The following is a 26,840-nucleotide window of genomic DNA, read 5'->3' on the forward strand; positions in this document are numbered from 1 at the left end:
TCTCGGCCGGTGTACTCCCACCGGGTTCAGGGTGGACGGGAGTCTACGACACCGGTAAGCGCGGGGGTGACTCGAAACCGGCCGGGTCAAGATTTTCGCAGGCATTTCCCGGTGGTTAACGTCCTGGACCAACCATAGGCGCTCGGCGGCCCGGAGCCGGCACTCTCCGGGTCAGTCGGAGACGCCCGCCCGGACGCTCTCGGCCGGCGGGGTCAGGTCGGCGCCGATCGATGTCTTCGGGTCGTCGACCTTCCTGTCGAACCAGCCGGCGAGCACCACGTGCGCCCGCTGGGCGGTGATCACCCACGCCTCCGGCGTCGGCGAGGACAGCTTCCGGCTGCGGGCCCGGAGGTAGTCGAGCCCTCGGCGCGGCAGCGTGGTCACCAGGCCATGCTTGAGCCGGCGGATCAAGCTTCGGTTGTCCGCCTCGGGCGGCTCCGGCGGGCCCGCCTCCGGCCGGGTCGCCGGCGGCTCCTGCGCGACCTCGCGGTACACCTCGCGCAGCTGCGCCCCGACGGCCTCGCGGCCGTAGCGGGCACGCAGCCGCTCCCGGGCCTGTGCCAGGCCCAGACCGGACCAGCCCGCCCGGAGCCGGCGGTACCCGGCCACGATCACCTCGGGGTCTTCCGTGACGTCGAACAGCACGCCCGCGACGCCGTCGAGGCCGTGCAGCGTCTCGGCCGGGCCCTGGCTGCGGGCCACCAGCACCGGCGTGCCCGTGGCGACCGCCTCGACGATCGTCATGCCGAACGTCTCCACGCCGCTGGCATGGATGAGCACGTCATGCTCGTGCATCAGGCCGGCGACCTGCTCGGGGGCCACCGGCGCCCGCTGCGTCACGCGGTCCACCAGGCCCAGCTCGGCGATCCGGGCCCGCAGCTGCAGCTCCAGCGCGCCGGAGCCGACCAGCGTCAGCGTGGCCCGCGGCTCCGCCCCGGCGATCCGCGCGAACGCCTCCAGCAGGGTCAGCACGCCCTTGTGCGGCACCATCCGACCCACGTACAGCAAGCGCAGGGGCTCGCGGGGCGGCTCGGGGCGGACCGCGAACCGGTCGAAGTCGATCGGGTTCGGCAGGACGCGCAGCTTCTCCAGGTGCTCCGGAAACTGCGCGGCGACCTGGTCGTACAGGGCCCGGCCGACGCAGAGCATCCGGTTGACCCGGTGGAGCATGTCGCCGTACTGCCGCCGCGATGCCGGCAGCGCGAAGACCAGGTCCAGGAAGGTGGCGTGCTCGGTGACCACGATCCGGGCGTCGTCGCGGGCCAGCTCGGCGGCCACCGCCCCGGCGTAGTGGCCGGTGTGCGCGTGCACGAGCGGCGCCTCGATGCGGCCGGTGGGCAGCGCGGCCCGCAAGCGGGCGATCTGCTCGCGGCTCCAGAGAAAGTAGTCGCCGTTGCTGGGCTGCGGACTGACCACCCGGGTGAGCTCGCCCTCCGGGGTGTCCGCGACGACGACACCGCCGCCGTGGGCCAGCTCCCGCTCGACCGCCACCCCGACCAGCTTCCCGCTCACTCCCTTGGGCGAGTAGGGCCAGCCCTCCGTGTGCAGGGTCGCCACCCGGCCGACGTCCCCGCCGGCCGCGTCGGTGGTGGCCCGGACGAACGCACCGGCGAACGGATCGTTCGGCGACGGGTACCACGGCGTGACGACGGCCAGGTCGGCCGGCGCCGGGCGGCGGGCCGGGCCGGGCGCCGGGGCGCAGCCGACCGACAGGGACGGGAACCGCCGGCGGGCCGCGTCGGCGATCGGCATGGCCTCCGGGTCGCCGGCCACCAGCAGGCTCGCGCCGGCCAGCGGGCCGTCGCGGGTGAGCAGGAACTTGCGCGCGGCGCGCAGGATCTGGGGCAGCTCCGTCGATCCCAGCCGGTGCAGGGTCACGCCCGGAGTGTCCGGTTCTGTCCTCCACTCCGCCAGATCCGCGACCACGAGCAGGACGCGGGCGCCCGCGTCGGCCAGCTCCGTCACGTGCCGGCGCGCCGCACGCGTCCGTCGGCCGCCGAGCGCCAGATAGACGACTGAAGTGGGGGGCGGACTCACGCAAGACTCCTGCCTCGAAGACGGCGGGAGTCTATGACACCCCTGGCCTATCGCCGCCGCTGGAACCTCATCGACAAGGAGGCGTTTCCCGCATTTCGCCGATCGGCCACTTTCCCAGCCCCGTACCGTTACCGGGCACCTGCCGGAGCCCTCAGCCGTCGTATCGACCCGGCACGGTACCCTTCCCCCAGTCACGCGCCGGATAGCGTTTCAGCAGGAGGATTACCTATGCCCGCCAATCAGGCCCGGGCCACGCGGGGCCGCGTTGTCATGCTCGTCGACAATGACGTGCAGGGCGATTCCCGGGTGCAAAAGGAGGCGCGGTCGATGGCCGCGGCCGGCTGGGAGGTCATCCTGCTCGGCGAGCGCCGCGATTCGCCGCTCGAGACCTGGATGATCGGCGACGCCGAGGTGCGCCTGGTGCCGATGAACAGCTCGCTGAACGTCGCGCCGTTCACCTGGCGCCGCAGCCTGCGCCGGCCGCTGGCCTACCCCCCGGGCCGGGAATCGGCATACCGCCTGGAGCTCATCAAGGCCCGGCACGCCGACCTCGTCGCCAGCTTCGCCCACCTCAACGCCAAGCGCCGGGCCGGCGGCTCGGCGGCCGCGCACGCCGTGGGCAAGGCCGCGCTGCTCCCGGTGCGGGTCACCCACAAGGCACTCAGTGTGTGGACACGGTTCCGGGCTGGTGAGACGCGGCGGCTGCGCCAGGTCCGCAAGAACGACCCCAACCTGCTCAACCAGGCGCCGATCTGGTTCTGGAAAACGACCATGGGCAACCGGGCCTGGCGCCGGCTCGACCCGTCTCTGTGGCAGTGGGAGATCGCATTCGGCAAGGTGATCGACAAGCTCGCGCCGGACATCATCCACGCCAACGACTTCCGGATGCTCGGGGTCGGCGCGCGAGCCACGATCCGGGCCCGGGCCAAGGGCCGCAAGACCAAGCTGGTCTGGGACGCCCACGAGTACGCCCCGGGTCTGGTCGCGAAATACCACCACCGCTGGCTGCCCGCGCTCACCGCCCACGAGGCCGAGTTCGCACCGTACGCGGACGCCGTGCTGGCCGTCTCGCCGTCGCTCGCCGACCTGCTGCAGCAGGAGCACGGGCTGGCCACCAGGCCGAACGTGGTGATGAACGCGCCGGTGCAGGCGCCCGCCCCGGACGAGAGCGCGGCGGCCGTGGCTGATCTGCGGACCGACTGCGGCATCGGGGCGGACGTGCCCCTGCTCGCCTACGTCGGCGGCATCACCCCGGTGCGGGGCGTCGACATCATCATCGACGCGCTGCCGCACCTGCCCGAGGTGCACCTGGCGATGGTCTCGATGCACCCGAACGGCAAGAACCCGGTGGTCGACAGGACCATGGAGCGGGCGGAGTCGCTGGGCGTGGCCGACCGGGTGCACGCGCTGCCGTACGTCCCGCACTGGCAGGTGTCCGACTACCTGCGCCCCGCGGACGCGGCGGTCAGCCCCCTGCACCACCTGCCCAACCATGAGATCGCGTTGAGCAACAAGTTCTTCGAGTATTCGCACGCCCGGCTGCCGCTGATCACCAGCGACATCCGGACCATGGCCGAGATGGTGCGCTCCACCGGTCAGGGTGAGGTCTTCAAGGCGCAGGATCTCGACGACTTCGTCCGCGTGGTCCGTGAGGTGCTGGCCGATCCGGACAAATACCGCGCCGCGTACGACAAGGACGGCCTGCTGCTGAGCTGGACCTGGGAGGCCCAGGCCGCCGTGCTGGACAGCGTCTACTCCGGGCTCGTGCCGGCCACCGCAGCGGTCACCGAGCCGGCCGCGGCGGCCACGGTGGCCCCCGCCGAGTCGCTGCCTCAGGTCGCCCGATGACTGTGCCCCCGGGCGACCGGCACGTCACCGTCGTCACACCCTGGTATCCGACCCAGATGTTTCCGTTCCGTGGCGCTTTCGTGCAGACCATGGTGGAGGCGACCGCGCCCGGCTGCGACTCGATGACGATCATGCACTGCGACCGCTGGTCGGCGCGGGTTTCCGACGCCGAGGACGCGGCGATCAACCGGGCGCATCTGGCGCTGCTGCCCCGCATGAAGCGGGCCTCGTCGACAGTCGGCGGCGCGACGCTCAACTTTCTGCCGGTGCCGATGCCCGTCGGCGGCGACTTCGCATTCGTCGCGAAACGGCACGCGGACACCCTGCACGCCACCTTCGCCGGCGCGCCCATCGACGCGGCCGTGGTCCATGTGCACGAGGCGCTACCGAGCGGCTGGGCGGTGCTCGAACACCTGCGGCCGGAGACCAAGCTGTTCGTCACCGAGCACGCCAGCTTCCTGGAGCAGCTCCTCGACGAGCCGGAAGCCCGCGAGATGTACGACAAGGTGCTGGATCGCTGTGAGGGCCTGTTCGTGGTCGGCGACGGCACCCGGGACGTGCTGCTGAAGGCGCTGCCCCGGCACGCCGAGAAGGTCAGCCTGGTGGCCAACCCGATCTCCTTCACCCAGCCCCGGCCGGAGCCGGTGACCGCGCTGCGCCGCTGGCTGTTCCTCGGTGGCCTGATTCCCCGCAAGGGAGTCAACTGGCTGCTGGAGGCGTTCGCGAAGTGCCACGCCGAGGACCCGGCGCTGACCCTCACCATCGTCGGCGACGGTGAGCTGGGCGGTGAGTTGCGCGAGCGGGCCGAGGCGCTCGGCGTCCAGGACGTGGTCACCTTCGCCGGCTCGGTCGGCCCCGAGGTCGCCTTGCAGCTGATGCGTGAGCATGACCTGCTGGTGCATGCCAGCCGATGGGAGAGCTTCGGCGTGACGGTGGTCGAGGCGGTGGCCGCCGGCATGCCGGTGCTGGTCACCCGGTGCGGCGGCCCGGAGGAGACGCTCGCCGGGATCGAGGAGGCGGCCGGCGAGTTGGTCGCCGTCCAGGAGGACGACGCGTCCCTGGTCGAGGGCTACAGGCGGCTGCGCGACCGGTTCCCGCAGGGGCTCGATCTGGGCAAGGCCCAGCGGGTGCTCGACGAACGCTACGGATATCCCGCCGTGGCCAAGATGCATCACCGGGTGTGGTTCGAGTGAATGTTCTGTTCCTGGCGCTGGGTGCGGGCCGCAGGCGTGCGGTGGTGGAGGAATCCGCCAAGGTGGTCGCGAACGGTGGCACGGCCACCGTGGTGGTCGCGACGGCCCATCCGTGGACTGCCGAGATCGCTTCCGGCGTGACGGTGATCGACTCATCGGTGCTGCACCGGGCCCAGCTGCCCTGGCGGATCGAGCGCCTGGTGGTCTACCGCGGCCCCCGATTCGTCCTGAAGAAGGCGCTCGGCCGCCGGGGAAAGTCGGCGGTCCGCACCTATGAGAAGAAGGTCGCCGACCGATTCCACCGGCGCGTGTTCCTGCCGATCCACAAACGACTGCGCCGGGACGTCCGCAGCCAGCTGATCGCCCAGCACATCACGCGCAGCCCACGCCCGTACGAGTGGATCGTGGTCACGGACTCCAGGTCCATGCCGGAAGCGGTGGAGGTGCTGGACAACCTCCGCGCGGACACCCGCATCGGCCTGGTCTGGAGCGCCGACCACATCTCCTGAGCTCGACCGGGAGATTCGGCGTTGATCGTTCCGAGATGCTGACCGCGGGCCACACTAGGTACTAGTCTGCCCAGGATCACCACCCCTCCCACTGCGAAAGTGGATCATGCTATGACGCTGCGGCTAACCGACGCGGAAGTCTCGAAGTTCTGGAACGACCGCCATATACGCGAGACCGACCTGAAGTCTGGTGGCCACGTCTCGTACGACGAGGCCACCAACTCCATGTTCTACCTCCGGCGGCTGAGCATGCTGATGGACCGCATCGGCCTGCAGAACAACCCGGTCGCGCCGCTCTACCTGCTCGATGCGGGCTGCGGTAAGGGCTACTTCAGCCGGGAACTCGCCAAGTTCGGCCACCAGGTCGACGGCATCGACCGCAGCGAGGCAGCGATCACGCTCTGTCAGGAGCTCGGCGGTGGCCCCCGCTACCGCCAGAGCGGCCTGGCCGAGTGGCGGACGCCGTGGCTCTACGACGCCGTCCTCACCGTCGACGTGCTCTTCCACATCATGGATGACGCTGAGTGGGAGCGGGCGACCCGCAATCTGGCCTCGCTGGTCCGGCTCGGCGGCAAGCTCATCATCGGCGACTGGGGACAGGACAACGACCATGTCTTCGGCAGCTACCAGATCTGCCGGGGCCGCGACACGTACCTCCCGTTGCTGGACGCCTGCGGTATGCGTTTCGACGGCTGGGAGCCGTACCGCTTCCGGCGGAGCCCCATCGGGTTCTACACCTTTACCCGCATCGGCTGAGGATCGGCGGACATAATGCTCATACGAGAACTGCTACCACTCTTCGAAGACGTGACGACCATCGTCGAAGTGAGCGGGAGCGGAAAGACACTCCAGGAGCAGCTGCGCGCTCCGGAGGAGGCCACCTACCGGCCCTACGCGCCGGGCGAGAAGATGGACGCCGGCACCGTAGTGGTCGCCTTCGTCGGGCCCAACCCCGCGGCCCACCTCGACGCGGCGGCGGTCGCACCGGCGCTGCAGGAGCTGCCCGTCGGCGGCCGGGCGCTGCTGCTGCTCGGCTGGCCGGTGCCGGACCTGCCGTACCAGCGGGTGCTGGACGAACTGATCACCGCGGGATGCCAGGTGCTCCAGGTGATTCCGCTCGACCACGCGGTGGGAGACCGGGCGCACTGCGCCGTCGTGGCCGCACGGGTCGACCGGATCGCTCCCCTGCGCACTCATCTGTCGGATGAGCCGATCGTGATCGACGGTGCCTCGCCCGACCTCCGCGCGCTGCTCCGGCTGACCGGCGAGAAGGTCTTCAGCGAGCTGCTCGAGCGCCCCCTGCGCCGCAAGCTGGCCGAGACCGCCGACCGGGTGCTCGAGCAGGACAAGCGCATCCGGGAGCTGGAGAAGGAAGTCGCCGCCCGGGACGCGAAGGTCACCCAGGCGGAGAGCCGGCTGACGAAGGCGCGCAACGACGTCGCCAAGCTGCAGGCCTCCACGACCTTCCGGGTCGGCGCCACGGTCGTGCAGGGCGCCCGCCGCCCCGGCAAGGCCATCGTCAGCGTGCCGGTCGGCCTGGTCCGCATCTGGCGCAAGCGTGGTGCCACCGGCGGGCCCGCCGATCAGCAGTCCTGACCGCACCGGTCCCCTGACCCCTGAGCTCACGGAGAAAACTGCGATGAAGGTAATGAGCATTGTCGGTGCCCGGCCACAGCTGGTAAAGCTGGCCCCCATCGCACACGCTTTCGCCGGCACCGATCACCAGCACGTGATCGTCCATACCGGACAGCACTACGACGTCAACCTCTCGGACGTCTTCTTCACCGGCCTCGGCATCCCGGACCCGGACGTCCACCTGGGTGTGGGCTCGGGCAGCCACGGCGTGCAGACCGGCGCCGTGCTGAGCGCGATGGACCCGGTGCTGGAGCTGGAGAAGCCGGACTGGGTCCTGGTCTACGGCGACACGAACTCGACGCTGGCCGGCGCCGTGGCCGCGGTCAAGATGCACATCCCGGTGGCGCACCTCGAAGCCGGCCTGCGCTCGTTCAACCGCCGGATGCCGGAGGAGCACAACCGGGTGCTCACCGACCACGCGGCCGACCTGCTGCTGGCACCGACCGAGGAAGCCGTCCGGCACCTGCGGGCCGAGGGCCTGGGCGACCGCACCGAGCTGGTCGGCGACGTCATGGTCGACGTCTGCCTGCGGGTCCGCGACGACGTGCTGGCCGGGCGTCACGCCGCTCCGGCGTTGCCCGACGGCATCGACCCGGAACAGCCGTACCTGCTCGCCACGCTGCACCGCGCGGAGAACACCGACGACCCGAAGCGGCTGGCCCAGCTCGTGGACGCCCTCGCCGACCTGCCCACCCCGGTGGCGCTGCTGGCACACCCGCGCCTCGTGGCCCGGGCCGAGGCCCAGGGGCTGAAGCTGCAGCGTGGCGCCGTGCACGTCGGGCAGCCGCTCCCGTACGCCTCGATGGTGGCCGGGGTGCTCGGCTCGGCCGGCGTGGTCACCGACTCGGGTGGCCTGCAGAAGGAGGCCTTCCTGCTGGGCCGCCCGTGCACGACGCTGCGGACCGAGACGGAGTGGGTCGAAACGCTGGTGGACGGCTGGAACCACCTGGTGACCGACCCGGGCGAGCTCGGCGACGAGTGGGCGAAGCTGGCCACCCGGGGCGCACCGCAGTTCGAGCGCGGCACCCCGTACGGCGATGGCGCGGCCGCGAAGCGGGTCGTCGAGGTCCTGGCCGAGCGCTTCGCCGCCCGCTGACGGAACAGGGGCCCCCTCTCGGGGGCCCCGCCGGGTGTGACCAGGTCTAGCTGACGTACGGCTTTCGGTCGAGAGCGATCGTCGTGCGCACTCCCGGGTAGCGGCGCGACAGCCGCCAGGCCAGCGGCATGGCGGCCTGGTCGGCTGCCACAATGCGGTCCGCTCCGGCCAGGTCGAGCTCCATGGCGGTTCCTTCGGCCCGGCGCGAGAGAATCACCGGGCGGATCGCCTTGAACGCCGGCCAGAACATCTTCCGGTGGATTCCCTTGGAGATCCGCGACTGGGCGCGCCGGGTCAGCGCCAGGCCCGCGTCCACCTTCTTCAACGCCGGCCGGCCGACGGTCAACGCCCTGGCCTTGCCGAACGCCTTGGCCGGGACGTTGAAGAGCAGGCGGTGCTCGATCCGCCGGATCCGGATCTCGCTCGCCTCGACGTCGAAGACGCGGTGCACCCGGATCCGGGGGTCGAGCTCGACGTCCTGCGTGCTCTTGCTCTCGGGGACGAGCAGGTCGACCTGCACGCCGGCCTCCGCCAGGTCTCGCACGTAGGACCGCACCCGCCAGGCCGGCTTGTAGCTCATGGCGATGACAACGACGCGCGGCTTGGTCACCGGTTCGGCTGGGGTGCTCACGACGGCAACTCCTGGACGGTCGACGAGCGGACGAGAGAGCGCAGACGGTTTTCCAGCGGTGCCAGCAGAGTATCGCGTTCGAAGGTGGCGGCGTGCCGGCGAGCGGCCTCGCGCAGCTGCGGATCCGCCCGGCGGGCCGCTTCACCGGCGTCGATGAAGGTCTGCGCCAGCTTCTCCGGATCGAGGCTGTCGGCGTGGAACCACAACGGGTAACCCTCGAGGACCTCGCGGGCCGCGATGTCCGGGGCGTGCACGGAGACGATCGGGCGGCCGGTCGCCATGTACTCGAAAATCTTGCCGGAAGTGACATAGCGGCCACCGGCCGCCAGGAACACCAGGACGTCGCTGTCGGCATAGACCGACGAGACCTCGGTCTTCGGCACCGGGCCCCGCAGCCGCAGGCCGGCATCATTGTCGGGATCGACCTGCCCGGCCGCGTTCAGGCCGAGCCGCGGCAGCAGCGGCATATGGCTGAGCTTGAAGAAGCCGAGGTGCCCGAAGAGATTGAGCTCCGCGCCGGCGAGCAGCGGATGCTCCCGGGCGATCCGGAAGGCCTCCGCCATCTCCTCCATCGGCTGGTGGGTGGTGAGCGTGCCGAGGTAGCTGAAGTTGAGCGGGCGCTGCGGCGTGACCGGTTCCACGGGATCCGTCGGCACGTCGAGCAGGTCCGGGTCCCACCCGTTCGGAACGACAATCATCCGGTCCGCCGCCTCGGGATACCGCTCGGCGTGCCAGTCGCGCAGCGCGTTGTTCACGAACACGACCGACGCGGCCTTGCCGAGGACCCGGCGTTCCCACTTCCAGGTCGGATGCTCCGGCGGAAACGCGGGCTCGTCCTTGAACAGGTCGAGAGTCCAGGAGTCGCGGTAGTCGATCACGTAGGGGATGCGGGCCAGCTTGCCGATCGCCCAGGCGGCGGCGAAGGCGGCGAACGGGTTGCCGGTGGCCACCACCGCGTCGAACTTCTCGCTCCGGTGCAGCTTGAGTGCCTTGGCAACCGACGATCGCGCCCAGGAGACGTACTGCTCGGGGAACTGCTTGGCCTCGCGCCAGTCGAAGAACCGCTTGGCCGTCGTCGGCATCATGCCGCGGAACCAGCTCATGTTCTGCAGCTCGTGCTCCCACCGGAAGGTGTCGAGCTCGGGCCGGACCACGGTGATCCGCGGGTCGACGGTTTCGAGCAGCTTCTCGTCCGTCGAGCCGATCACGTCGTACAGGAAACCCAGCGGCGCGGCGAAAACGGTGACGTCCCAGCCGTCGCGGGCGAAGTGATTCGCCGTCGCCCGCGCCCGGTAGACCCCGCTGGCCCGGGAAGGAGGAAAGTAGAAGGCCAGGTACAGCAGGCGCGGCTTCCGTGGGCTGGCGGTCATACGTTGCGCTCCTGGTGGTCCACTGCTTCCCCTCGATAACGGGCTGGTCGTCGGTCGCCACAGCGACCGTACAGGGCAGCGCCACGCCCGAACCTGTCGGGCAGCCGACCCGGGCGGAGCCGGCGGCCGTCCCGGAATCACCCGCCGCCGACTGTTTCGTCCGGGATGCGAAACCGCACCCCGGACGACGTGAGATCCAGCGGGTCAGCCGGCCTGCGGGCCCGGCACGTGCACCGTGTTGCCGGACTTCGCCGACTCCAGGACGGCGGCGGCCACTTCAACCGTACGCATGCCCTGGCGCAGGGTGACGATGTCGCTCTCCTTGCCCTCGACCGCGTCGCGGAACCGCTCGTGCTCGACGAGCAGCGGCTCGCGCTTCGGGATCGCGAACCGGACCATGTCGCCTTCGGACACACCGCGGAACGCGCGCAGCGCCTCCCACTCGGTGCCGATCGCGCCGTTGGCGAAGAAGGTCAGGTCGGCGGTCAGCGTGTCGGCGATGAAGCAGCCCTTCGCGCCGGTGATGACGGTGGACCGTTCCTTCATCGGGCTCAGCCAGTTGACCAGGTGGTTGGCCATCAGACCGTCCTGCATCGAGGCGACCACGGAGACCATGTCCTCGTGCGGGCGGCCGCTGCGCGAGACGGTGCGCGCGGCGACGTCCTGGTAACTGCGACCGGTCACCCAGGCGGTCAAGTCAATGTCGTGGGTGGCGAGGTCCATGACCACGCCGACGTCGGCGATCCGGCCCGGGAACGGGCCCTGACGGCGGGTGACGACCTGGTACATGTCGCCGAGCTCGCCGGCCTCCAGGCGCGACCGCAGGCTCTGCAGCGCCGGGTTGTAGCGCTCGATGTGGCCGACCGCGCCGACCAGGCCGCGGCTCTCGAAGGCCTCGACCAGCCGCTTCGACGCCTCCAGCGACGGTGCCAGCGGCTTCTCGATCAGGGCGCAGACGCCGGCCTCGGCCAGTCGCAGGCCGATCTCCTCGTGCAGACCGGTCGGGCAGGCCACCACCGCGTAGTCCAGCCTCAGGGCGATGAACTGCTCGATGTCGGTGACCACCGGCACGCCCGCCGGCGCGACCGCGCCGGGCGCCGGGTCCAGCACGCCGACCAGCTCGACGCCGTCCAGCAGGTTGAGCACGCGGGCGTGGTTGCGGCCCATCGCGCCAAGGCCGATCAGGCCGGCCCGCAGTCCGTTGCCGGCGCTCATGCCCGCACCGCCACGGTGTTGACCGCTTCGGCGATCCGGTCGAGCTCGTCGGTGGTCAGCCCCGGGAAGATCGGCAGCGACACAACCTCCTCGGCGGCCCGGTCGGTCTCCGGCAGCTTCCAGGGACCCGGCTGCCCGTCCTCGCCCAGGTACGGCCTCAACTTGTGGATCGGGGTCGGGTAGTAGACGGCGTTGCCGATGCCGAGGTCCTTGAGCCCGGCCTGGAACGCGTCCCGGTCTCCGGTGAACCGGATCGTGTACTGGTGGTAGACGTGCTTCGCGCCCGCGGCGACCGGCGGGGTGACCACACCGGTCAGCCGCTCGTCCAGGTAGGCGGCGTTGGCGCGACGCTTGTCGGTCCAGCCGGCGAGCTGGGTCAGCTGCACCCGGCCGATGGCGGCGGCGACGTCGGTCATCCGCATGTTCGCGCCGACGATCTCGTTCTGGTAGCGCGCCTCCATGCCCTGGTTACGCAGCAGCCGCAGCTTGCGCGCGAGCTCGGCGTCGGCCGTGGTGATCATGCCGCCCTCAAGCGAGTGCATGTTCTTGGTCGGGTAGAAGCTGAAACAGCCGACCGCGCCGAAAGCGCCGACCGGCGTGCCGTTCAGGGCCGCGGCGTGTGCCTGGGCGGCGTCCTCGACCACGGCCAGGCCGTGTGCCTCGGCGATGGGCATGATCCGATCCATCGCGGCCGGGTGGCCGTACAGGTGGACCGGCATGATCGCGACGGTGCGCGGCGTGATCGCCGCGGCGATCGCGTCCGGGTCGACGCAGAAGCTGCCGGGCTCGATGTCCACGAACACCGGGGTGGCGCCGACCAGCCGGACGGCGTTGGCGCTCGCGGCGAACGAGAAGGACGGGACGATGACCTCATCACCGGGGCCGTAACCGAGCGCCATCAGCGAGAGCTGCAATGCCGACGTACCGGAGTTGACGGCGACGCAGTGCCGGCCGGCGACCAGTTCGCCGAACTCGCGCTCGAATGCCGCGACCTCGGGGCCCTGCACGACCATGCCGCTGCGCAGGACGCGCACGGCAGCATCGATCTCGGCCTCGCCGATCACCGGGCGAGCGGGTGGGATGGCGGCCTGGTTTGCCGACATGGAAGGGTCCTCCTGGGGTACGCATAGCTACAGATGCGGGAGCCTCTAGTCACTGACTGTGAAGCTAGCGTGACAAGGCCGTCTGCCGCCATGAGTCCGCGGCGGTGGCCACAGTACATCATGCTTCGCCCGAGCTAATTACCCTGCGCAGACGCAGACGTGAACGCGAGGTAGACGAGATGCTTCAACAGGGATAACTGCGGCCCAGGCCGATCACTCTGTGTAAGCACCGCTCAGAACCGAGGCATGCCGCCGAACTGCCGGTCACCGGCGTCGCCCAAGCCCGGAACGATGTACATCTTCTCGTTCAGTCCCTCGTCGATACTTGCCGTGATCAGGCGCAGCGGGAGCCCCGAGGTGCGCAGCCGCTCGACACCCTCGGGCGCGGCCAGCACGCAGCACACGATGACGTCGGTGCAGCCCCGCTCGACCAGCAGCCGGCAGCAGTGCACCAGGGAGCCGCCGGTGGCCAGCATCGGGTCCAGGACCAGGACGGGCAGGCCGGACAGGTCGCCGGGCAGCGACTCCATGTAAGCCCGCGGCTCGTAGGTGGCCTCGTCGCGGGCCAGGCCGACGAAGCCCATCGACGACTCGGGCAGCAGGGCCAGGGCGGCGTCGGCCATGCCCAGGCCGGCCCGCAGCACCGGCACGATCAGCGGCGGGTTGGCCAGCCGGGTGCCCAGGGTCGGCGCCACCGGGGTGCTGATCGGGAACTGCTCGACGGCGAAGGTGCGGGCGGCTTCGTACACGACCATGGTGGTCAGTTCGTGCAGGGCGGCACGGAAGGCCCCGGAGTCGCTCTGCGCGTCACGCATGACGGTGAGTCGGGACTGGGCCAGCGGGTGATCAACGACGAGTACGTCCACACCGATCAACCTACCGGGGTTCTCCAAGATCAATTGTCGGCGGGCTGCGTAGAATCGCTCTCATGACTGCGACAGCGACGTCGAAGCTGCCCGACGTGTCCGGTTCCGCCTTCAACCTCCGATCTTTCCTGCACGGATTGCCCGGGGTGGACAAGGTCGGCGTCGAGGCGAGGGCGGCTGCGCTCGGCACCCGCTCGGTGAAGACCACCGCGAAGGCGGCGGCGATCGACCTGGCCATCCGGATGGTCGACCTGACCACGCTCGAGGGCGCGGACACCCCGGGCAAGGTCCGGGCGCTGTCGGCCAAGGCCCTGCGGCCCGACCCCGCCGACCCGTCCTGCCCGAGCGTGGCCGCCATCTGTGTGTATCCGGCGATGGTCCCGGTCGCGGCCGAGGTGCTGGCCGGCTCCGGCGTCCACCTGGCCAGCGTGGCCACCGCCTTCCCGTCCGGGCAGGCCCCGCTGGAGGTCAAGCTCGCCGACACCCGCGACGCCGTCGCCGGCGGCGCCGACGAGATCGACATGGTGATCAGCCGGGGCGCGTTCCTGTCCGGGCGCTACGACTTCGTGTACGACGAGATCGTCGCGGTCAAGCAGGCCTGCGGGTCGGCGCACCTCAAGGTGATCCTGGAGACCGGCGAGCTGGGGACGTACGACAACGTGCGCCGTGCCTCCTGGCTGGCGATGCACGCCGGCGCCGACTTCATCAAGACCTCCACCGGCAAGGTGCCCGTCGCCGCGACGCTGCCGGTGACGCTGGTGATGCTGGAGGCGGTCCGGGACTTCCGGGCGCAGACCGGGCGCCAGGTCGGCGTCAAGCCCGCCGGCGGCATCCGCACCACCAAGGACGCGATCAAATATCTGGTGCTGATCAACGAGACGGTCGGCACGGACTGGCTCGACCCGGACTGGTTCCGGTTCGGCGCCTCCTCGCTGCTCAACGACCTGCTGATGCAGCGGACCAAGCTCACGACCGGGCACTACGCCGGCCCGGACTACTTCACGCTGGACTGAGCAGTGCTTACCGAGGGCGGCACCGCCGCACCGCTAGGAGAAACCGGCAGAATGTTCGCATACGCTCCGGCGCCCGAGTCCCGCTCGATCGTCGACATCGCACCCTCCTACGGCCTGTTCATCGACGGCGCCTTCGGGCCCGCCTCGTCCTCCGGCAGCGTCTTCAAGACCGTTAACCCAGCCTCGGAGGAAGTGCTCGCGGAGGTCGCCTCGGCCGGCGTCGAAGACGTCGACCGCGCCGTCGCGGCCGCCCGCCGGGCCTTCGGGCCCTGGTCGGCGCTGCCGGGCGCCGAGCGCGCCAAGTATCTCTTCCGGATCGCCCGGATCGTCCAGGAGCGCGCCCGCGAGCTGGCCGTGCTGGAGTCCCTGGACAACGGCAAGCCGATCAAGGAATCCCGCGACGTCGACGTGCCCCTGGTCGCCGCGCACTTCTTCTACTACGCGGGCTGGGCCGACAAGCTCAAATACGCGGGCTTCGGCCCGGATCCGCGGCCGCTGGGCGTCGCCGCGCAGGTGATCCCGTGGAACTTCCCGCTGCTGATGCTGGCCTGGAAGATCGCGCCGGCGCTGGCCGCGGGCAACACGGTCGTGCTCAAGCCGGCCGAGACCACGCCGCTGTCCGCGCTCTTCTTCGCCGACATCTGCCAGCAGGCCGAGCTGCCGCCGGGCGTCGTCAACATCATCACCGGCGCCGGGGAGACCGGCCGGGCCCTGGTCGAGCATCCGGACGTCAACAAGGTGGCCTTCACCGGCTCCACCGAGGTCGGCCGGCAGATCGCCCGGTCCGTCGCCGGCAGCCGCAAGCGGCTGACGCTGGAGCTGGGCGGCAAGGCGGCGAACATCGTCTTCGACGACGCGCCCATCGACCAGGCCGTCGAGGGCATCGTCAACGGCATCTTCTTCAACCAGGGGCACGTCTGCTGTGCCGGCTCGCGGCTGCTGGTGCAGGAGTCGGCGTACGACACCGTGCTCGCGGCGCTGAAGCGGCGGATGGCGACGCTGCGGGTGGGCGACCCGCTGGACAAGAACACCGACGTCGGGGCGATCAACTCGGCGGCGCAGCTGGCCCGCATCCGCGAGCTGTCCGAGATCGGCGCCGAGGAAGGTGCCGAGCGCTGGTCGCCGGCGTGCGAGCTGCCGTCGCAGGGCTACTGGTTCGCGCCGACCATCTTCACCGGCGTCACCCAGGCACACCGGATCGCCCGCGAGGAGATCTTCGGCCCGGTGCTGTCGGTGCTGACCTTCCGCACGCCCGACGAGGCGATCGAGAAGGCCAACAACACGCCGTACGGTCTCTCGGCCGGCATCTGGACCGAGAAGGGCTCGCTGATCCTGGCCATGGCGGACAAGCTCCGCGCCGGGGTGGTCTGGGCCAACACGTTCAACAAGTTCGACCCCACGTCGCCGTTCGGCGGCTACAAGGAGTCCGGTTACGGCCGCGAGGGCGGCCGGCACGGCCTGGAGGCATACCTTGCCTAAGTCCCCGTCCCCCGCCAAGGCCGCTCGGGCCGCCGCCTCGGCCAAGGCCTCCAGCGGTGCGCCGCCGGCCAAGAACGGTCGCACCGCCGCCCGAGCCAAGGTGCCCGGCGGCGCGTCACCGGCCTCACCCTCCTCGTCGACGTCGCCTGCGTCGCCTACCTCGTCGACGTCGCCCGCGTCGACCACCTCGCCTGCCTCGCCGACTTCGCCCGCGTCGCCTACCGCGCCTGCCTCGTCTGCCGGCAGCGCCGCGCCTGCTCCGCGCGGCGCCGCGTCCGATCTGTCCGCGGCGGCCGGTTCCGCGCCCGGCGCGGGCCCTGCCCGAGCCGGCCGGCTCGGGGTGCGCAAGACCTACAAGCTGTTCATCGGCGGGGCTTTCCCGCGCAGCGAATCAGGACGGACCTATCTCGTGGACGGCGACAACGTGGCCCTCGCCTCCCGCAAGGACGCCCGCGACGCCGTCGTGGCCGCCCGCAAGGCCCAGCCGAAGTGGGCCGGCGCCACCGCCTACAACCGTGGCCAGGTGCTCTACCGGATCGCGGAGATGATCGAGGCCCGGCGCGACGAGTTCATCGCCCGGGGCGTACCGGCCACCGAGCTGGACGCCGCGGTCGACCGCTGGGTCTGGTATGCGGGCTGGTCGGACAAGATCGCCCAGGTGCACGGCAGCGCGAACCCGGTCGCCGGCCCGTACTTCAACATCTCCGCCCCCGAGCCCACCGGCGTCGTCGGCGTGGTCGCGCCGGCCTCGTTCCTCGGGCTGGTCAGCGTCATCGCGCCCGCGATCGTCACCGGCAACACCGTGGTGGTGCTCGCCGCCGCGCCGCAGGCGGCCGTCACCCTCGCCGAGGTGCTGGCCACCTCCGACGTGCCTGGCGGCGTGGTGAACATTCTCACCGGGCACGCCGCCGAGACCGCGCCCTGGCTGGCCTCGCACGACGACGTCAACGCGCTCGACCTCACCGGTGTGACCGATCCGATGCTCGCCACCGAGCTGGAGCGGGCCGCGGCCGGCAGCCTCAAGCGGGTGCTCCGGCCGCCCGCCGACACGCCCGACTTCACCGCCGACCCGGGAGTGCACCCGATGACCGCGCTGCTGGAGATCAAGACGGTCTGGCACCCGAAGGGTTTCTGACCTCGGTCTGCCTCCTTTCAGGAGCGCACACTAAGGTGTGTGCCCAGACTCACCCGTCCGAACAGCTCGCTTGAACCAACCCGGAGGTCACCGTGACCAGCCAGTCGCCTGAAGAGGGCTCGACGGTCAAGGAGGAGAAGGCCGTCGTCAAGGGCGAGCTCTCCGGCCGTGACCTGTGGGACGAGGTACGCATCTCGCCCGTCGAGATCGCCATGCCGGGCGGCGTGGGGCTGACGCTGCGGGCATACCGGCTCGCCTCCGAGCTGACCCCGACCGAGATCGAGGTCGACGAGGACGACCCCTTCGACGCCCGGGAGCGTGCGGCCGCGGCCCGCGCCGCCGAGGAGGAAGGCGTCATCGTCGACGACGAGTTCACGGCGTTGGTCGCCGAGGGCGACGCCGGCTCGAAGTCGGCGGCGGGGCGGTCGGACGGGAAGTCCGACGGCACCGTCACGACCGAGGACGGCGAGGTCGTGGCCGAGCCCGACGCGGCCGACTTCGCCGACGAGCCGGAGGAGGTCGAGGAAAAGGAGGTCGACGAGGAAGTCCCCATGTTCCTCAGCCACCGGGGCAAGCTGCTGACCTTCAAGACCCCCGAGTCGCTCGTCTCCTTCATCCGTTCGGGTGCTCCGCACGACCTCGCCCAGCTCGACTCGTGGCCGACCCTGGCGGAACAGGTACAGTCGACCGACATCGACCCGGCGCCGGACGACCGCTACGAGCTGGATCTCGTGGTGGAAAACCTGCGCGGTGGTCACGACACGTGGGATCTGCCGCTGCTCATCGCCGCCGGCGAAGCAGCCCGAGACCTGGGCCACGCCCTGCGCCTCAAGCCCGTCATCCTGGCATTGGCGCCGGGATCGCCGCTCGACGACCTGGACGAGTCTCTCCGGTCGGCCGAGAGTGGCGGAATGGGCGGTTTCTTCGGACGCCGCAAGCTGCGTAAAATCGGGGCGCAACAGGCAAGTCTGGGTTGGCGCTCGATTATCGGCAAGATCTCTGCCGCTGTGGACTGGCGCGACTGACCCCTGAACAGGGACCATCAGTCCTTGGCCGAAAACAGCAGTCCCGGGGAGGAGGACGACGCCGTGGCGCTCGTGCGCGTGTTCTGCGGTCTGGCGTCGGCTGATGAGACGGTGCGGACGGCTTCGGCCGGATCGCAACTGACCATCGCCGTGGTGGACGACGCGGGAAGGCTGCTCGGTGTCCACGAGATCAGCGACGACCCAGGTGGCTATGCCCAGCTGGGGACGCTGCTCGTGGAACGGACGAGCGGGTTCGCGGACGCCGCGGTCGCCGCCGACAGCGACGACCATATGGTCACATCGCTGCTGACCGCGGCTGGCCGTCCCCTTGCCGTGGCCGACGACGACTCGGCCGATGACTTCGCCGAGCGGTTCGCCGACGACGACTCCTCCGAGGAGATCTCGGCCACACCGGCTGCCCGGCGTGCGGTGGGTCTCGCCCGCGCGCTGCAGGCCGGTGCCCTCACCGCTGCCGCCATCCCGGCGCCGCGGGAGCTGGTCAGCTACAAGCCGGTGCTCGCCGCCCATGTCGCGATGCTCAACGGCCGGCACTCCGCCGCCACCTCGCTGCGCGAGGTGCTGCGTGAGCTGTATCCGGCCGCCCTCCGGGCCTACCCGGACCCGGCCCACCCGCTGGCCCTGGCCGTGCTGGACGCGCTGCCGGAGCCCGGCCGACTGACCGGCCGCGGCAACGACAGCGGGCAGGTCGCCGAGGACGTGGCCGCCGAGCTGACCCGCGCCGGCGCCGGCACCGACGACCAGGTCGTCGCCGCCGTCACCGCGCTCGTCGTGGCGATCAGCGAGTCCCCGCGCCGCGGCGGCATCAACAAGTCCCTGTCGTCGGCAGCCGCCGACACTGTGCGGCACGCGATCGGTGCGGTGCGGTCCTGCGACTCCGCCTGCGAGGCCCTGGTGGGCACGCTCATCGCCCGGGTCAGCCCGCAGTCGCTTAGCGGCAGCCCGGGCCGGCGCCAGGCGGGCTCCCGCCGCGCCACCGAGTCGGCCGCCGCGGCCCAGCGCTCCGCGGAAACGGGCACCCGGATGACCCGCCCGGGCGAAACCGGCACTCGGTTGCCGCGCCCGGCCGACACCGGCACCCGGATGCCCCGTCCCGCCGACACCGGCACCCGGATGCGTCCGTCGGACACCGGCACCCGGCTCCGTCCCGCGGACACGGGCACCCGGCTGGGCCGCCGCAACCGTCCCGAGCCGGCCGCGGCGAGCCACGCCCCGGCGATGCCACGCCCGATGACCAGCCCGCCGGTCGCACCCGAGCCGATGATGCCGCCGCCGCTGGCGCCTCGCCCGGTCACACCGCCGCCGGTCGCGCCGGCCGCCGCGTCGGGCCTGCCCGGCCGCACGCCCGACTCGGGTCTGCCCAGCCGCAACCCGGGCCCTGGCCTACCCGGCCGCAACTCTGGCCCAGGTCTGCCCAGCCGCAACGGAGACCAGGGACTGCCTAGCCGCAACGGAGACCTGGGACTACCTAGCCGCAACGGGGATCAGGGCCTGCCCAGCCGCAACGGGGACCAGGGCCTGCCCAGCCGCAACGGGGATTCGGGTCCGGCCAGCCGGCCCGTCTCGGTGCCCCCACCCCCGCCGGGCATGACCCCCATCGTCCCGGGCTCACGCCCGTCGTCGGTGCCGCCGGTCGACAGCGGCCAGCCGTTCCGCCCGACCCTGACGAACGCCGCGATGAGCAGCGCCCGCGCCGAACGCCAGCGCACGGTGATCCCGCCTCGGGCGAACACCCGCAACCCGCAGCCGGCCACCAACGGCGCAACGGACTACTCGCTGCCGATGCCCGCCCAGCGCTCGACGCAGGAAACCCCGGAGCCGGGCTCCCGCGCGAACTGGCCGCTGATGAACAGCACCGACGACGCCGGGGCCCCGCCCCCGGCGGCCGCGGTGAGCAGCCCGCCCGCGGACGGCCGGGTCCGCCCACCCTGGCAGGACATGCCGAAGGAGCCACCGGCGCTGCGCCTGGTGGAATCGCAGCTCAGCGGCCTGGCCAACATCCCAGCCGATGTGACGGCGATCACCGAGCCACCACCCCTGCGCCTGGTCGACGACCGGGGCGGCCGCAACGGCCGCGCCGCGGCCCGCCGCACAACGCTGACAGCCCTGGACCGCAGCACGACACCCCCGGTCCCGGCCGAGGGCGACGGCGACCTGCTGATCTTCGCGGCAGCCCGGTCAGCCTGGTTCACGGGCCACGACGAGGAAGCCTCGACAAACCTGGACTGGACGAACCCGTCCGACACGGGCTGGCGAGCGGCCGAAAAGGCAGCGACCCCGTCGGTGGCAGCCGAGACCTCGGCAGGCCTGCCAAAGCGAGTCCCGCAGGCCAACCTGGTGCCGGGCTCACCGCTGCGCGAGGAGCGCCCGCTGCGCATCGTCCGCGACGCGGCCAGCATCGCGGCGCACACCACGGGCTACTTCCGCGGCTGGCGCCGAGGCCAAGAAATCGGCGGCTACGCGATCGGTGGCCGCCCGGGCCGCGAGGCAGCAGGCGGCTGGGACTTCAGCCGCGACGGTGGCGCGCAGCAGGAGGACTACCGCAACGCCGGCTACCGCAGCAGCTGACCGCAACAGGCAACAACGGCCACGCCCCAACAGGGGCGTGGCCGTTCGCATGTCCGGGCCCCGGGCGAAAAGCCGGATCCGGACCTCACCCACATAGCCCCGGGCCAAACCCGAGCCCGGACCCCACCCGCGCCGCCCCGGAGCCGAAGCCGAGCCCAGACCCCGCACCGCCCCGGGCCAAACCCGAGCCCACACCCCACCCGCAGCTCCCCGGGCCAAAGCCGAGCCCACACCCACACAGCCCTAGACCCCACACAGCCCCAGGCCAAAACCGAGCCCAGACCCCACCCCGCACGGCCCCGGGCCAAAACCGAGCCCACACCCCCACCCCGCACCGCCCGGGAGCCGAAGCCGAGCCGAGACCTCGCCAGCCCCGGAGCCGAAGCCGAGCACAGACCCCACCCGCTCGGTCAGGAGGACCAGCCGGCCGCGTTGGAGAACGACTCGCGGCTGATGGCCGACCCGGTTTCGGGCCAGCTATCAAAGCGCTTCTGATGCGCGTGGGCAGTGAGATAGCACATCGATTCGCACTCGGCGTCCAGCACCGCCAGCCGCGGATCGGTCAGCACCGCCTCGTAGTAGGTCCGGCCCATCGCCACGATGAAGCCCCGCGCGTAGAGGAACCCGTCGTCGGAGCCGTCCGTGACGTCGTGGACGTCCTCGCGGTCGGCGTCGTAGAGCTTGCGCTCCAGCACCCTGTCGAGGTCGGTCAGCTCCTCGCTCGAAAGCGCGTCGAAGCTCACCTTCAGCCGCTCCAGCACACCATCGACCGCCTCCTCGACCTCCGCTATGGCCGCCGTATCGCCCGGAGACCTGTTGGAGAGAGCTAGGCGGGCTGAGTTAGCCTCGGGGCCCGCTGGGGCCCAGGCGGCCTCCAGAAGGGCCCAGAACCGGCTCTCCTGCGCTGCCGTCGGGATTGCACCAGTGATCGTCACGCCGGAAGGCTAGCGGCTACCTCCGACACTTTCCGGCTCCGCGAGCACGATCAAGAATCGGCCTGGGCACCTCCACGGCACGGCCTGCCGGGTCCGGCCTGCCGCAGGGTCCGGCCCGCCGCAGGGTCCGGCCTCGATCTTGAGACGAGCCCGATAGCCGTGCGGGTCGCGGCAGCCCTCGGCACCCCGGATCCGGATCCGGGCATGCAAAAGTCCCGCTCTGACGGGCAGAGCGGGACTTTCAGCAGCCTGTCAGGCCGGCGCTACCGCACGCGAGCGACGCATCGTCAGGACGTACTCGACCAGCGAGATGAGTACGTTCTTCGTCGACTCACGGTTACGGGCGTCGCAGCTCACCACGGGCACGTCGCTGGAGATCGCGAGCGCGTCGCGAACGTCCTGGGCGTTGTGGTACTGCATACCGTCGAAGCAGTTTATGGCGACCAGGTACGGCAACCGTCGGTGCTCGAAGAAGTCGATGGCGGCGAAGCAGTCGGCGAGCCGACGCGTATCCACCATGACCACCGCACCGATAGCGCCCCGCACCAGTTCGTCCCACATGAACCAGAAACGCGTCTGGCCAGGTGTGCCGAACAGATACAGGATCAGATCCCGGTCGATGCTGATCCGGCCGAAGTCCATTGCCACCGTGGTCGTCGTCTTACCCGGCACCTGCCGGTTGTCGTGGACACCCACACCGGCGGAGGTCATGATCGCTTCGGTGGTCAGTGGGGTGATCTCAGAGACCGACCCCACCAGCGTCGTCTTACCGACGCCGAAACCACCGGCGATGACAATCTTCGCCGATGTCACACGCCCGGCGGCCGGCCGGCGCGACATGTCAGAGCCTGCGAAGTCCACTCAGCACCCTTTCCAGCAGTTCCGTACCCACCGCATCGGTCTCATCCTCAAGCGACGTCGGCTCGTACACCGCGACCAGGCCATCTGTGGCCATGTCCGCGACGATCACTCGAGCCACCCCGAGCGGTAGTTGCATGCGTGCGGCGATCTCAGCCAGCGACTGCACTCTGCCGCCGTCACACATCGCCGCGATGTACTGGTGTTCGCTCCCGCCCCTGCCCGCTCCGGTGGAACGGCCACGCACGGTTGTCTCGACGAGCGCTTCCAGCGCGATTTCCAGCTTGGGCCGGGTCCGGCCACGGGTCACGGCGTACGGTCTGACCAGTGCTCCGGTCGGCTCATCGCGTTCGGGCATCGTCACCGCTCACCCCATCCCTTGGCCCATAGAAGTGTCTCTTGTTGTCAAGCTTTTGGACAGATGCCGGACGGAGCCGGCAAACCATCCGTTCAGCCGAGAACTCCGGCCGCGGAACGCGGCGCGGGCGTGAGCGCCTCGCCGACCCGGTCGACCAGGAGCGCCATCTCGTAGCCCACCTGACCCACGTCACAGCTGCGGGCCGCGAGGACGGCGAACGACGAACCGTCGGAGATCGACATCAGGAAGAGGAACCCGTTGTCCATCTCGACGACCGTCTGGAGCACCGCACCACCCTCGAAGCACCGTGCGGCGCCCTGAGTGAGGCTGACCAGGCCGGAGGCGATGGCCGCCAGCTGGTCGGCGCGGTCACGCGGAAGGTCCCTGGAAGACGCGAGAAGCAGACCGTCGGCGGAGACCGCGATCGCGTGCGCCACCCCGGGAACGCGGTCGGCGAAGTTGGCGAGGAGCCAACCCAGATCCTGCGTACTTGTCATGCTTCATGCTCCTTGCCAGCCTGCGAGGACTGTTGCCCTCCCGGAGTCTCCTCCGGGTTGGTCGAATTTTCCTTCGTGCGACCCCGCTGCACCCCGCGGTGATAAGCGGAGAGTAGCCCGCGAACCGCCTCGGGTGTGCGGCGTTGTACGGAGGTCTCGGCCCGGTCGACGCCACCCGGAACGAGCTGCGCCATCGGCGTACGGCGCGGCAGACCGGCCGTCGTCGTCGTGTCGACCGGCATGTCGGCCGCCTTGCGGGCCGCCTGCCAGCCATCGTCCGCAGCGGTCTGCCACGGGCTGGAGGGGGCGCCGTTGAGCGAGCCGCCACCGTTCGCCGCGACCGCGCCGACCGGGGTCGGCTCACGGTCGCCGTTGCGGGACTCCGGAGAGGCCTGCTGCGGCACCCCAACCGAGCGCGCCGGTTCCCCGGTGGAGAAGCGCTGGGTGGTGACCACCGAGTCGGCGCTGTCGTCGCGTGCCGACGGTGCCGGTGCGGCGGCGGGTGCCGGCTTCGCGGGCTCGTTGGGCCGGGCCGTGGTGAACCAGGCCGACTCGAGCTCGCGGAAGATCGGCAGCTCCATCGTCTCGTCGGCGAACTGCGTCGGCGAGTCCCCGGCCGCCCGCTGACGAGCGGCGGCCTGGGCGGCGGCGATCTGCGCGGCGGCGGTCGCCTGAGCGGCGGCTGCCTGCGCGGTCGCTGCCTCGTGAGCGGCTGCGGCGGCCGCGGCCGACCGTGCGGCCTCGGACGGCGGTGTGGCGTTCTGCGGGTTGGTCGGCCGGGCCACCTGGGGCTGCGAGCCCGCGGTGCCGCGCTCCGGCCTGTACCGGGGCAGTTCGGCCGTCATGTCGAGGGCGGCCGCGAGCCTTTCCGGGACGTGCGGCCCGCTGTTGCCGGACTCACGGTCCGCGGTGACCGGCGGCCAGGCAGGCGGGGCCGAGGCGGCCGACTGCGGCGCGGGCGGCGCCGAGTTGGGCCGGTTCTGGCCGGGCTGCTGACCCTGGTACGGCGATCCCGAGGCGGGCTGGCCCGACACGGGCGGCGAGGAGACCGGCCGGCCACCGCCGTATGGCGGGGCGGACGGCACCGGCGGCGCGGAGACCGGGGGAACCGGGGGCGCGGACACCGGCGGCACGAACGTGCCGCGGCCCTGCGACTCCGGGTTGGCCGGGAGCTGGCGCGGGATGGTGTGGCCGTACGAGCTCGTGTCCTCGGGCCGGTAGGTCTCACCGTTGCGGCGCTGCGGCAGCCCGTCGGGACCGCTGAAGCCCTGCGGACCAGCCGGCGACTGCGGCAGCGGCGGGATCGGCTCGTTGCTGCGCGGGCCGTGGAAGCCGTTCGCACCGTTCGAGCCGTTGCTGAAACCGTTGGCGCCGGGGCCGCCGAAGCCGTTCCCGTTGCTCGGGCCGCCGAAGCCGTTGCCGGCGGGCTCGAAGCCGTTCGAGGGGGCGCCGGTCAGGTCCGACCAGGCCGGGACCGAACGATTGCCGTTGCCGTTGCCGTTACCACCGGCGCCGAGCATGCCACCGGCAGGCATCGGCGGATTCGGGTCGAACGGACGGCCGGTGGGATAGCCACCGCGACCGTTGGAGCCGCTCTCGAGCGCCAGCGGGGGCTCGGTGTACGACGAGCGCTGGGGGCTGGTCGTACGGGTTGGCGCCGGGCTGCAGCCGGGCCATGGCCGAGGCGCTGACCATGACGCTGGTCGGCAGGCCCACGTCGGCGACCGTGCCACGCTCGGTGTCCGCGGGGCGCAACTCGACCTTGACGCCGTGCCTGTTCGCCAGGCGGGCGACCACGACCAGGCCCATCATCCGGGAGACGGCAACGTCCACCATCGGCGGGTTGGCGAGTCGCTCGTTGAGGTCGCGCAGCTGCTCTCGGCTGATGCCGATGCCGCGGTCCTCGACCGAGAGCACCGCGCCGTCGCCGAGACGCCGGGCCTCGACCACGACGTGCGAGTTCGGCGGGGAGAACGCGGTCGCGTTGTCGAAGAGCTCGGCGACCAGGTGGACCATGTCGTTGACCGCGTGCGCGGACACCTCGATGTCCCGGTCGATCATGCCGAACTCGATGCGGGTGTAGTGCTCGACCTCGGACTGGGCGGCACGCAGCACGTCGATCAGAGCCGCGGGCTCCCGCTGCACGCGGGTGGAGTCGGCGCCGGCGAGGACCAGGAGGTTCTCGTCGTTACGACGCATCCGGGTGGCGAGGTGGTCGAGCTGGAAGAGCTCCGCCAGCCGGTCCGGGTCCTCCTCGCCGCGCTCGAGGCGGTCGAGGTGACCGATCAGCCGGTCGACCAGGATCTGCGAGCGGCGGGCCAGGTTGACGAACATCGTCGCGACCGAGGACCGCAGCGCGGCCTGCTCGGCCGCCGTGCGGACGGCCTCGAGGTGAACCGCGTTGAACGCCTCGGTCACCTGCCCGAACTCGTCCCGGCTGCGCACCGGCAGCGGCTCGGCGACCTGGTCGGCCACCTGGGCCGGGGTCAGTGAGCCGATCAGCGCCGGGTCACGCAGCCGCTCGACCGCCTGGGGCAGGCCGAACTGGGCGACGTTGAGGGCACCCTGGCGCAGCTCGCGCAGCGAGCGGGCCATCGAGCGGGCGACCAACCAGGCGAAGACGATGGCCAGCAGGAGCAGGCCGAGCAGGATGCTGGTCTCGACGAAGACCTGGGTCTGCACGTCGTCGCGGATGTCGGTCGCCTGGGCGACGATCTGCACGTCGAGTCTGTTCTCCACGCTGCGGAACAGGTCGTTGTAGCCGATGAGCGCCGTTTCCCACTTGTCCAGGTTGAACGGGATCAGCTTTGAGTTGTCGGGGCTCAGCGCCTGCAGGGGGCCGGTGAGGTTGGTGGCGTTCCGTTTGGCGGGGCCCGCGACGACCCGATCGTAGAGCTGCTCTTCCTCTTCGGTCGCGACCTGCCGCATCGAGTTTTCGGCGATCTGCGACCCGGTGGCGGTGAGCAGGAACTTGCTCCGCAGGCTCGGGGTGAAGTCTCCCTTGCCGATGATCTCGAGGCCGACGACACGCTGCTGGGAGATGAAGTCCTTGGCCCGGGCGACCGCGGCGACCACGCGCAGCCGGTCGCTCAGGGTGGTGTCCTGGGCCAGCTGCGCGGCCGCGTCGCGGACGTTCAGCAGGTCGGTGATCAGGGGATCGTAGGCGCCCCTGATGTCCTCGAGGGGGATCGCGACGCGCGCGGTCCGACTGCGGATCGACGGCAGTTCCAGCAGGTTCAGGTCGAGGCGCCGCAGCAGGACGCCGACCTGCTCCGGGACGTTGTCGAGGGCGGCCTTCTGCTGGGAATACGGCAGCTTCGCCGCGTCCACCTTCGGGTTCTCGTCGGTATAACCCTCGATTGCCGCCTTCCGGTCGGCCGTGTTGGGTTGGGTGGTCGCGATCATCACACCGAAGGCACGTTCGTTCTGCAGGTGATCGACCAGTCCACCG

Annotated in this window: 21 protein-coding genes and 1 pseudogene; 11 read left to right on the forward strand and 11 right to left on the reverse strand. The window is 71.0% G+C overall.

What is annotated here, in order from left to right:
- Positions 1-171: 171 nt before the first annotated feature.
- Complete coding sequence (locus DMB66_RS17470) at positions 172-2,037, reverse strand: glycosyltransferase family 4 protein (protein WP_125805150.1); 1,866 nt, start codon at positions 2,035-2,037, stop codon at positions 172-174.
- A 228-nt stretch (positions 2,038-2,265) separates the two neighbouring features.
- On the opposite strand from DMB66_RS17470, the gene DMB66_RS17475 reads away from it, so the two are divergent.
- The 6 genes from DMB66_RS17475 (at position 2,266) to wecB (ending at position 8,318) form a co-directional block, all read left to right on the forward strand.
- Positions 2,266-3,885 carry a glycosyltransferase family 4 protein gene (locus DMB66_RS17475; RefSeq protein WP_233624629.1) on the forward strand — a complete coding sequence of 540 codons (1,620 nt, stop codon included), beginning with the start codon at positions 2,266-2,268 and terminating at the stop codon, positions 3,883-3,885.
- Complete coding sequence (locus DMB66_RS17480; protein ID WP_233624631.1) at positions 3,882-5,078, forward strand: glycosyltransferase; 1,197 nt, start codon at positions 3,882-3,884, stop codon at positions 5,076-5,078. The genes DMB66_RS17475 and DMB66_RS17480 overlap by 4 nt, the downstream gene beginning before the upstream one ends.
- A complete protein-coding gene (locus DMB66_RS62595; protein WP_199752443.1) occupies positions 5,075-5,587 on the forward strand; it encodes a hypothetical protein in 513 nt (170 codons plus the stop codon). Before DMB66_RS17480 ends, DMB66_RS62595 begins: the two co-directional genes overlap by 4 nt.
- Before the next feature lie 111 nt (positions 5,588-5,698).
- Positions 5,699-6,343 (forward strand): bifunctional 2-polyprenyl-6-hydroxyphenol methylase/3-demethylubiquinol 3-O-methyltransferase UbiG, encoded by a 645-nt coding sequence (locus tag DMB66_RS17485; RefSeq protein WP_125805151.1) that lies wholly within the window; start codon positions 5,699-5,701, stop codon positions 6,341-6,343.
- Between the two features lie 51 nt (positions 6,344-6,394).
- Positions 6,395-7,183, forward strand: a complete 789-nt coding sequence (locus tag DMB66_RS17490; RefSeq protein WP_125805152.1) for a hypothetical protein — start codon at positions 6,395-6,397, stop codon at positions 7,181-7,183.
- A gap of 43 nt (positions 7,184-7,226) precedes the next feature.
- On the forward strand, positions 7,227-8,318 hold the full coding sequence (gene wecB, locus DMB66_RS17495) for a non-hydrolyzing UDP-N-acetylglucosamine 2-epimerase (RefSeq protein ID WP_125805153.1): 1,092 nt from the start codon (positions 7,227-7,229) through the stop codon (positions 8,316-8,318).
- 46 nt (positions 8,319-8,364) lie between these two features.
- Here wecB and DMB66_RS17500 read toward each other — a convergent pair whose 3' ends face one another.
- The 5 genes from DMB66_RS17500 to upp all read right to left on the reverse strand — a co-directional run bounded on the left by DMB66_RS17500 (position 8,365) and on the right by upp (position 13,503).
- A complete protein-coding gene (locus DMB66_RS17500) occupies positions 8,365-8,949 on the reverse strand; it encodes a hypothetical protein (RefSeq protein ID WP_125805154.1) in 585 nt (194 codons plus the stop codon).
- Positions 8,946-10,319, reverse strand: coding sequence for a glycosyltransferase (locus tag DMB66_RS17505; protein WP_233624634.1), 1,374 nt, complete (start codon positions 10,317-10,319; stop codon positions 8,946-8,948). The genes DMB66_RS17500 and DMB66_RS17505 overlap by 4 nt, the downstream gene beginning before the upstream one ends.
- Before the next feature lie 204 nt (positions 10,320-10,523).
- A complete protein-coding gene (locus DMB66_RS17510; protein WP_125805155.1) occupies positions 10,524-11,534 on the reverse strand; it encodes a Gfo/Idh/MocA family protein in 1,011 nt (336 codons plus the stop codon).
- On the reverse strand, positions 11,531-12,637 hold the full coding sequence (locus DMB66_RS17515; RefSeq protein WP_125805156.1) for a DegT/DnrJ/EryC1/StrS aminotransferase family protein: 1,107 nt from the start codon (positions 12,635-12,637) through the stop codon (positions 11,531-11,533). Before DMB66_RS17515 ends, DMB66_RS17510 begins: the two co-directional genes overlap by 4 nt.
- A gap of 233 nt (positions 12,638-12,870) precedes the next feature.
- Positions 12,871-13,503 carry a uracil phosphoribosyltransferase gene (gene upp, locus DMB66_RS17520; RefSeq protein WP_125805157.1) on the reverse strand — a complete coding sequence of 211 codons (633 nt, stop codon included), beginning with the start codon at positions 13,501-13,503 and terminating at the stop codon, positions 12,871-12,873.
- 62 nt (positions 13,504-13,565) lie between these two features.
- Between upp and deoC the strand changes: the two genes are divergently transcribed.
- The 5 genes from deoC (at position 13,566) to DMB66_RS17545 (ending at position 20,741) form a co-directional block, all read left to right on the forward strand.
- The gene (gene deoC, locus DMB66_RS17525) at positions 13,566-14,516 is read left to right on the forward strand and encodes a deoxyribose-phosphate aldolase (protein WP_125805158.1); all 951 of its coding nucleotides are present in this window, start codon (positions 13,566-13,568) and stop codon (positions 14,514-14,516) included.
- Positions 14,517-14,567: 51 nt separating this feature from the next.
- Positions 14,568-15,995: an aldehyde dehydrogenase family protein gene (locus DMB66_RS17530; RefSeq protein WP_125805159.1), complete on the forward strand. Its 1,428-nt coding sequence runs from the start codon at positions 14,568-14,570 to the stop codon at positions 15,993-15,995.
- Positions 15,996-16,275: 280 nt separating this feature from the next.
- Complete coding sequence (locus tag DMB66_RS17535) at positions 16,276-17,130, forward strand: aldehyde dehydrogenase family protein (protein ID WP_125805169.1); 855 nt, start codon at positions 16,276-16,278, stop codon at positions 17,128-17,130.
- A 92-nt stretch (positions 17,131-17,222) separates the two neighbouring features.
- Positions 17,223-18,155, forward strand: a complete 933-nt coding sequence (locus DMB66_RS17540; protein WP_125805160.1) for a DNA primase — start codon at positions 17,223-17,225, stop codon at positions 18,153-18,155.
- Between the two features lie 24 nt (positions 18,156-18,179).
- Entirely contained in the window at positions 18,180-20,741 is a 2,562-nt protein-coding gene (locus tag DMB66_RS17545) for a transposase (protein WP_125805161.1), read from the forward strand.
- Positions 20,742-21,151: 410 nt separating this feature from the next.
- Here the strand turns inward: DMB66_RS17545 and DMB66_RS17550 are convergent, their stop codons facing one another.
- The 5 genes and pseudogenes from DMB66_RS17550 to DMB66_RS65890 form a co-directional block, all read right to left on the reverse strand.
- Positions 21,152-21,676: a DUF4240 domain-containing protein gene (locus tag DMB66_RS17550; protein ID WP_233624635.1), complete on the reverse strand. Its 525-nt coding sequence runs from the start codon at positions 21,674-21,676 to the stop codon at positions 21,152-21,154.
- A gap of 252 nt (positions 21,677-21,928) precedes the next feature.
- On the reverse strand, positions 21,929-22,516 hold the full coding sequence (locus DMB66_RS17555; RefSeq protein ID WP_125805171.1) for an ATP/GTP-binding protein: 588 nt from the start codon (positions 22,514-22,516) through the stop codon (positions 21,929-21,931).
- A 1-nt stretch (position 22,517) separates the two neighbouring features.
- Positions 22,518-22,892: a DUF742 domain-containing protein gene (locus DMB66_RS17560; protein ID WP_125805172.1), complete on the reverse strand. Its 375-nt coding sequence runs from the start codon at positions 22,890-22,892 to the stop codon at positions 22,518-22,520.
- 92 nt (positions 22,893-22,984) lie between these two features.
- Positions 22,985-23,389, reverse strand: coding sequence for a roadblock/LC7 domain-containing protein (locus tag DMB66_RS17565; protein WP_067706828.1), 405 nt, complete (start codon positions 23,387-23,389; stop codon positions 22,985-22,987).
- Positions 23,386-26,840 (reverse strand): annotated as a pseudogene (locus DMB66_RS65890) (nitrate- and nitrite sensing domain-containing protein); the annotation flags it as partial. The pseudogene DMB66_RS65890 and the gene DMB66_RS17565, both read right to left, overlap by 4 nt.

It is taken from the genome of Actinoplanes sp. ATCC 53533 (assembly GCF_003947245.1).

What these genes read in the sequence shown, in the direction of transcription:
- DMB66_RS17515 (WP_125805156.1), bottom strand. Translation starts at nt 12,637, where the DNA reads ATGTCGGCAAACCAGGCCGCCATCCCACCCGCTCGCCCGGTGATCGGC.
- wecB (WP_125805153.1), top strand. Translation starts at nt 7,227, where the DNA reads ATGAAGGTAATGAGCATTGTCGGTGCCCGGCCACAGCTGGTAAAGCTG.
- DMB66_RS17555 (WP_125805171.1), bottom strand. Translation starts at nt 22,516, where the DNA reads ATGTCGCGCCGGCCGGCCGCCGGGCGTGTGACATCGGCGAAGATTGTC.
- DMB66_RS17475 (WP_233624629.1), top strand. Translation starts at nt 2,266, where the DNA reads ATGCCCGCCAATCAGGCCCGGGCCACGCGGGGCCGCGTTGTCATGCTC.
- DMB66_RS17530 (WP_125805159.1), top strand. Translation starts at nt 14,568, where the DNA reads ATGTTCGCATACGCTCCGGCGCCCGAGTCCCGCTCGATCGTCGACATC.
- DMB66_RS17505 (WP_233624634.1), bottom strand. Translation starts at nt 10,319, where the DNA reads ATGACCGCCAGCCCACGGAAGCCGCGCCTGCTGTACCTGGCCTTCTAC.
- DMB66_RS17480 (WP_233624631.1), top strand. Translation starts at nt 3,882, where the DNA reads ATGACTGTGCCCCCGGGCGACCGGCACGTCACCGTCGTCACACCCTGG.
- DMB66_RS17510 (WP_125805155.1), bottom strand. Translation starts at nt 11,534, where the DNA reads ATGAGCGCCGGCAACGGACTGCGGGCCGGCCTGATCGGCCTTGGCGCG.
- DMB66_RS17485 (WP_125805151.1), top strand. Translation starts at nt 5,699, where the DNA reads ATGACGCTGCGGCTAACCGACGCGGAAGTCTCGAAGTTCTGGAACGAC.
- DMB66_RS17565 (WP_067706828.1), bottom strand. Translation starts at nt 23,389, where the DNA reads ATGACAAGTACGCAGGATCTGGGTTGGCTCCTCGCCAACTTCGCCGAC.
- DMB66_RS17560 (WP_125805172.1), bottom strand. Translation starts at nt 22,892, where the DNA reads ATGCCCGAACGCGATGAGCCGACCGGAGCACTGGTCAGACCGTACGCC.
- deoC (WP_125805158.1), top strand. Translation starts at nt 13,566, where the DNA reads ATGACTGCGACAGCGACGTCGAAGCTGCCCGACGTGTCCGGTTCCGCC.